Source organism: Parabacteroides sp. AF39-10AC (assembly GCF_003635405.1).
Classification (GTDB): domain Bacteria; phylum Bacteroidota; class Bacteroidia; order Bacteroidales; family Tannerellaceae; genus Parabacteroides; species Parabacteroides distasonis.
In genome coordinates, this window is sequence record NZ_QTLP01000030.1 from 39,654 (window position 1) to 45,653 (window position 6,000).

A 6,000-nucleotide genomic window follows, 5' to 3' on the forward strand; every position below is an offset into this window, starting at 1 on the left:
AGGACAAAAATAGGAAAATTATCGTATTTAAGCTTGACGTATAGGAAAACAATCTTCTTTAAATAACTTTGCAGCAAATAAAAATCTAATTCTAACACAATTATGTTTAAAAGTAAAGATCTTCTGTATCATAGTATCGCCATATTGACAGTCATTATATGGGGAACAACGTTTGTCTCCACAAAAATACTGATTAATACAGGATTATCACCGGTTGAGATATTGTTATACCGTTTCGTGCTTGCGTATTTTTGTATTTTGACTATAGCGCATCGACGGTTGTGGGCTAATTGCGTAAAAGATGAATTCTTATTGTTCTTGTCTGGATTATGTGGTGGTTCCCTATACTTCATAGCGGAGAATACGGCACTGGGCATCACATTGGCTTCCAACGTTTCATTATTGATTTGTACAGCACCGATCATTACAACGGTATTGTCTCACCTATTTTATAAAGAATCTCTTAGGAAAGGACTGTTATATGGATCTTTAGTTGCCTTATTTGGAGTCGGATTAGTTGTTTTCAACGGCAGTGTTCTTTTAAAAGTAAATCCACTTGGTGATTTTCTCACTTTAGTTGCCGCTACGATGTGGGCTTTTTACTGCCTTATCCTAAAGCGTTTGAGTCGTTCTTATCCCACCTTGTTTATTACACGAAAAGTATTTTTTTATGGGATACTTTCTCTTTTCTTCTATTTTGTGATCTACCCTTTAAATATCAAACTAGAGTTATTGAAACTGCCAGTCGTATATTTAAATATATTATTTCTGGGTGTCATCGCCTCAATGCTTTGTTATATCATGTGGAATACGGCAGTCAGAGCCCTCGGAGCATCAAAAACAGCCAATTATATTTACATTGTCCCTCTGGTCACCTTGATAACTTCTGCGATTTTTCTATCAGAAACTATTACGATAGCTTCTGGTATTGGCGCTTTAGCCATTATTAGTGGAGTTTATATCGCAGAGAGGTAAAAATAAAGAAGGGTTACTCATATGAGTAACCCTTTGATTTTCAGTGGTGCCACCAGTAACCGAAAATCGGTTTGTATAGCACTATTTCTCAATAAGTTATATCTTTATTACGATGTTAGTCCCTTGAATAAGGTTTTCACAACTTTGCACCGTTCAACACAAGTTTGTGTCTCAGGTTCGATTTCTGCGTGCAAAGGTAGATATTTATTTGGAATTATCAATATTTCCAAGAACTTTTTTTGTATTTACTGCTAAAAGTCTGTTTGAATTTTGTTCAGTATTCTTTTAGGAGTTGTTTTGAGGATTTTTCTCTGTATCATTAAGAAGAATTGCAGGCTATGTGACGGAAGGTTTTCAATATCCATGAAGTATATAGAAAGAACTTTAGTCGAAATGTCAGGTATCAATTTTCCCAATAGATTGAATCGTAAAGGAGTATTTTTATCGAGTAATATGTATAACTACATAAACCCCACTGGTTTCGAAACGTGCAGCCACATTACGAATAGGGTAAATTTCAATAATGGATTGTTTTGATGAAAAAAACTCTTCAATATTAGACTTACTGACATAGGGCTGTCATAGAAGACGCTATCTTTGTATCAAAAAGTATTCAACTTAATATTATAGAATATGAAAAGATTATTTTTATGCTCATCATTTGCTGATGTTGCTAATCTATTTGTCGATTGTGCCAAAGAAGATTTGCAAGGGAAAATTATAGCTTTTATACCAACTGCAAGCCTTACAGAACCAATACGATTCTATGTAAAAAAGGGGAAAAAGGCTTTAGAAGAAGCAGGAATGATTGTTGAAGAAGTCGAGATTACCCAACTGCCCAAAGAGGAAATATCTTCTATATTACATAAATGCGATTATATCTACATAACAGGTGGAAATACATTTTTCCTTTTGCAAGAGTTAAAAAGAAAAGGTGTTGATAAAATTATATCTAAACAAGTGAAATTGGGTAAACTGTATATTGGGGAATCTGCCGGAGCAATAATAGCCTCTCCCGATGCAGAATATATGAGAAGTGTGAATTTTGATCCAATAGAAAAGGCTCCTGAATTGAAAGACTGTACTTCTTTAGATTTGGTCGATTTTTATACGATTCCCCATTATGGAAATTTTCCATTCAAGAAAAAAGGTGAAAAGATAGTTCAACTATATAATGAGAAGTTGCAGCTTATTCCTATAAGTAATAAACAAGCTGTTATTATTGAAGATTCAAATATTCAAATTAAAGATGCAAAATGAATAGAATAGACCGTATTTCTGCTATATTGATTCAGTTACAATCGCACTCGTTAGTGAAAGCACAGCAAATTTCAGAACGTTTTAATATAAGCATTCGCACTGTATATCGAGATATAAGAACATTGGAAGAGGCAGGCATTCCTATCATAGGAAATCCCGGTATTGGTTATTCACTTGCAGAAGGATTCAAATTATCTCCTCTAATGTTTACTCAAAAAGAGGCTTTGTCCTTTTTGATTGCAGAGAAATTAGTACATGAACTAACTGATTCAAATAGCAACGAACATTATAAGTCTGGAATAGAAAAGATTAGGTCTGTCATGCGTTTTGCAGACAAAAATATGTTAGAAACAATGGAAAAGTGCATGTCTGTATTGGATACTTATAAATCATCTACCTATAAACCTGATATTCTTTTACTTATTTTACAAAGTATATACCAAAAAAGAATTATTGAAATATCTTATTTGGGAAGTAATGCGTTAAGTGTTTCAGAACGAAAGATTGAAGCTGTTGGAATTTTCTTTTCGAGAACTAACTGGTATCTAATAGGCTTTTATCTTCCCAAAGAAATCTATCTTACATTTCGGATAGATAGAATTCAAAAAATGCACATTCTTAATGAATTACAATCACGGGAACATCCTTCTTTGGAAAAATTCATACGCGAGTTTTATGATAAAGAAAAATTACATGAAATCGTTATAAGAATAAAAAAGAATAAAACCTCCATAATGAATGATGATAAATATTATTACGGATTAACATCTGAGAAAGAGATAGGGGATATGTTTGAGCTTCATTTTCTAACATTTTCAATCAGTAAGTTTGCACATTGGTATCTGTCTTTTGCAGATAGTGCAACTATAATAAGACCAGATTCTTTAAAATATGAAGTTAAAAATATTATCAATAACATTTCTATTTGATTGCTGTCAAATAGTATTTTTAATCGACTAAATGAAAAAAATATTCGACCAAAGATTTTTCCGCTTATTGTCGGAATGCTCACAACGTAAAGTGTCTGCATCTGAATTTGCAGAAGCTATCGAAGAATTGGCGACCCATGTAGCCGATTTCAGTATTACAGAACAAGATTATAGCATTTTACTCCGCTATTTCTCTTTTGGTTTGTATCGTCTTAAATCATACCGTGTATGGTTTGAGCAGGAAAAAAATATCCTATTTGTATCTAATTGATGAAGCGATAGGGCTATTGAATACCGAAATACGCCTAATCGAATGGCGTATCAAGTACCCGGAACAGTTGCAGCAACGCACCAACAAACAAGCCCTTTCCCCTCTATATCTCGCTGACAGAACCACTCTTATCAATATCATGGAAATAGTTAGCGGGTTGTTCCTTTCCCAAAAGATTGTGTATCAAAATGGCAAGCCTGTTTATTTAGTGGACTTGACGAAAGCCTTTGAATGGCTTTTCAATATCAAGATAGGTGACTGTTACCAAAAGCATGAGGACGTGATAAAACGAAAGCCGGGCAAGCTGACAGAGTTTCTTAATGGACTGGCAGAGCTTATTCGCAAGGAACATGAAAAGAAAGGGTACAGATAACCAGCTGTTTATGACTTATTTATAGGGGATTCCATTAGTCCCCCTATAATTTCTTTGCACCTGTTTTCTGAACTTTGCTTCATCAATCGATTGACAGACCATAATGTATAATCAGAAAAATGAAGCAATCATGTATATAGATAATGACGATTTCAGCGTATGGATGCAGAAGCTGTACGCCAAACTGGAAGAACTCTGCAAGGATGTACGGGTACTGCGCAATGCCGACAGGGTGTTGCCCGAAGATGACAACCTGCTGGATAATCAGGACTTGTGCCTGCTGTTCAAAGTAAGCATCAAGACCCTGCAACGCTACCGGGCTATCGGTGCGCTGCCGTACTTCACAATCAGCGGAAAAGTGTACTACAAGGCTTCCGATGTCCGGGAGTTCATCAAGGAACGGTTCAGCGTCACCACGCTGCGCCAGTTCGAGAAAGGACACTGCACGAAGAAAAAGAAGTGAATTAAAAAGCCGGGGCGGTTCTGCTCCGGCTTTGTTTTGGCTTATGGCTTGCCCAGCTTGTCGGCTTCCTCCTTTAGCTGCTCGGCTTGCTCGTTTAACAGCCTTGCCCGTTCCAACGCTTCCGCCTGCTTCCTGCTGCGGTATTCAAAGTCTTTCACCGAATCGGTCAGGCTTCGGATGAAAGCGTTATCCCGTTCCCTGCTGAACTTCGTTTCCAGCAAATCAAGGCTGCTGCCGTCTGCCTTTCCTTTCATCAGGATATAGCGGTATTTTATATCGTTGTCCTGTAACCGTTGCATCCGTTCCGTAAAACGAATATTCAAGATTAGCGAAATGATACAGATAATAAAACCTGCTGAAAGAAGAAAGAACTTGGGTTTCAGGTAGGGAGTTACCCGATATATCAGTTTGTCGTACCATGAAACGGGCGTTATTTCTCCGGCTGGTGTATCATCAGCCGGGAACAACACCTTTAACCGCTCCTTGAAATATCGGTGCGAGGTCATGATAAGCCCCTTTATATCTTCAAGGTCTTGTTTTTGGTTCTCGGACTGCCCATTTCTGATACTGCCGATTTGGTTTAGAATCTCCCGCACCATGTTTTCAGGAATGCCGGATTTGCCCTGCATTTCCGAAATGCGCTGTTCGATAACGTCCAGTCGGTTAATCATTTCCTCCCGGCTGGCTGGCGTTACCTGCTTCTCCTGCCGTTCTTTCAGTTCCGTAACCATAGAGAGAAGCCCCTCCAAAATTAAGTTATTTTCCATGTTCCTATAATTTTAAGTGTCGTTTCTTTTTCTTCTTTTTTCTTTCACCGGGATTGTCGGGTGTTTCATCAGCCGGAGAGGACGGGGCGGAGAACAGACCGCCCAAGCCTGTCAGTAACGGACTGTCGGCTTTGCCCAGTGTCTGCGATAGCTCCTGAATAGGTGCGGAAACCGTCTGTCGGTTGCTTTCGGTAGTGTTCAGCCCCGCATCCCCGAAACATTTATCCAGTTTGGAGAAACTGAAACTGCGGTCTATCTCCGAACCTTTGAACGTGTATTCACCTTTGGAAAAAGATATGCCCTGCACTTCACCAGTCTGTCCCCTGTACTTGAAATGAATCCCGATACCGTTTTCTGCCAGCCGGGTTTGTAACTGCTGCCAGTTCCTTGATTTCCCGATTTCATCCTTTACGGCATTGTAAATCTCGTATTTGGATTTGTCCGGCTCTCTCAAACGGTGCTGTTTTACATGCTCCTTGCCTTTAGCGAAATAAAGCCCGTGTTTGGCTTTCAGCTTCTTGCATACCTGTTCGTTGCGGTACATGTCGTTCCTGTCCGAAATGGTCTTGCCGTTGTTGTCTATACGGTTGAACACGATATGCACGTGCGGATGTTCCCGGTCTTGGTGTCGCACGATGATGTACTGCGTATCGGTGATTTTCATTTCACGCATGTACTCCTGCGCAAGCTGTACCATTTTCCCGTCTGTCAGCTTGGGTGCGTCCACTGGGGAATAGCTTAGCGCAATATGTCCGACAGGCTTTTTCAGGTCGGGGTTCATCCCGGCTTGCAGTATGAAACTGCGTATGATGTCCCAGTTGCTTTCCGCTAACACTCCCTCCGCATGAAGCAAAGCCGCCTGTTCCTTACCGAGTACATAGTTCACGCAGCCTTTAAATCCGCTTCCCTTTTTTATTTTTCCAATCATCCGACAGTTGGTTTATGATTTCAACAATCCTGTT

Annotated in this window: 8 protein-coding genes and 1 pseudogene; 6 read left to right on the plus strand and 3 right to left on the minus strand. The window is 39.0% G+C overall.

What is annotated here, in order from left to right; all coding sequences use genetic code 11:
* Window positions 1-102: 102 nt before the first annotated feature.
* From DW033_RS20810 to DW033_RS20835, 6 genes are all read left to right on the plus strand, one after another.
* A complete protein-coding gene (locus tag DW033_RS20810; protein WP_036614751.1) occupies window positions 103-975 on the plus strand; it encodes a DMT family transporter in 873 nt (290 codons plus the stop codon).
* Between the two features lie 633 nt (window positions 976-1,608).
* Window positions 1,609-2,235: a Type 1 glutamine amidotransferase-like domain-containing protein gene (locus tag DW033_RS20815; RefSeq protein WP_004315354.1), complete on the plus strand. Its 627-nt coding sequence runs from the start codon at window positions 1,609-1,611 to the stop codon at window positions 2,233-2,235.
* Window positions 2,232-3,164 carry a YafY family protein gene (locus DW033_RS20820; protein WP_045899370.1) on the plus strand — a complete coding sequence of 311 codons (933 nt, stop codon included), beginning with the start codon at window positions 2,232-2,234 and terminating at the stop codon, window positions 3,162-3,164. The genes DW033_RS20815 and DW033_RS20820 overlap by 4 nt, the downstream gene beginning before the upstream one ends.
* A gap of 31 nt (window positions 3,165-3,195) precedes the next feature.
* Window positions 3,196-3,435, plus strand: a complete 240-nt coding sequence (locus tag DW033_RS20825) for a hypothetical protein (protein WP_025866770.1) — start codon at window positions 3,196-3,198, stop codon at window positions 3,433-3,435.
* The gene (locus DW033_RS20830) at window positions 3,389-3,808 is read left to right on the plus strand and encodes an RteC domain-containing protein (RefSeq protein WP_025866771.1); all 420 of its coding nucleotides are present in this window, start codon (window positions 3,389-3,391) and stop codon (window positions 3,806-3,808) included. Before DW033_RS20825 ends, DW033_RS20830 begins: the two co-directional genes overlap by 47 nt.
* Before the next feature lie 130 nt (window positions 3,809-3,938).
* Window positions 3,939-4,271 carry a helix-turn-helix domain-containing protein gene (locus tag DW033_RS20835; protein ID WP_045899506.1) on the plus strand — a complete coding sequence of 111 codons (333 nt, stop codon included), beginning with the start codon at window positions 3,939-3,941 and terminating at the stop codon, window positions 4,269-4,271.
* A gap of 41 nt (window positions 4,272-4,312) precedes the next feature.
* On the opposite strand, the gene DW033_RS20840 is transcribed toward DW033_RS20835, so the two are convergent.
* The 3 genes and pseudogenes from DW033_RS20840 to DW033_RS25075 all read right to left on the minus strand — a co-directional run.
* Entirely contained in the window at window positions 4,313-5,038 is a 726-nt protein-coding gene (locus DW033_RS20840; protein WP_045899369.1) for a hypothetical protein, read from the minus strand.
* A 4-nt stretch (window positions 5,039-5,042) separates the two neighbouring features.
* A complete protein-coding gene (locus DW033_RS20845; RefSeq protein WP_233554281.1) occupies window positions 5,043-5,963 on the minus strand; it encodes a relaxase/mobilization nuclease domain-containing protein in 921 nt (306 codons plus the stop codon).
* Window positions 5,932-6,000, minus strand: a pseudogene (locus DW033_RS25075) (plasmid mobilization relaxosome protein MobC); the annotation flags it as partial. The gene DW033_RS20845 and the pseudogene DW033_RS25075, both read right to left, overlap by 32 nt.

Coding starts and splice junctions, on each gene's coding strand:
- DW033_RS20810 (WP_036614751.1), top strand. CDS start 103: ATGTTTAAAAGTAAAGATCTTCTGTATCATAGTATCGCCATATTGACA.
- DW033_RS20815 (WP_004315354.1), top strand. CDS start 1,609: ATGAAAAGATTATTTTTATGCTCATCATTTGCTGATGTTGCTAATCTA.
- DW033_RS20820 (WP_045899370.1), top strand. CDS start 2,232: ATGAATAGAATAGACCGTATTTCTGCTATATTGATTCAGTTACAATCG.
- DW033_RS20825 (WP_025866770.1), top strand. CDS start 3,196: ATGAAAAAAATATTCGACCAAAGATTTTTCCGCTTATTGTCGGAATGC.
- DW033_RS20835 (WP_045899506.1), top strand. CDS start 3,939: ATGTATATAGATAATGACGATTTCAGCGTATGGATGCAGAAGCTGTAC.
- DW033_RS20840 (WP_045899369.1), bottom strand. CDS start 5,038: ATGGAAAATAACTTAATTTTGGAGGGGCTTCTCTCTATGGTTACGGAA.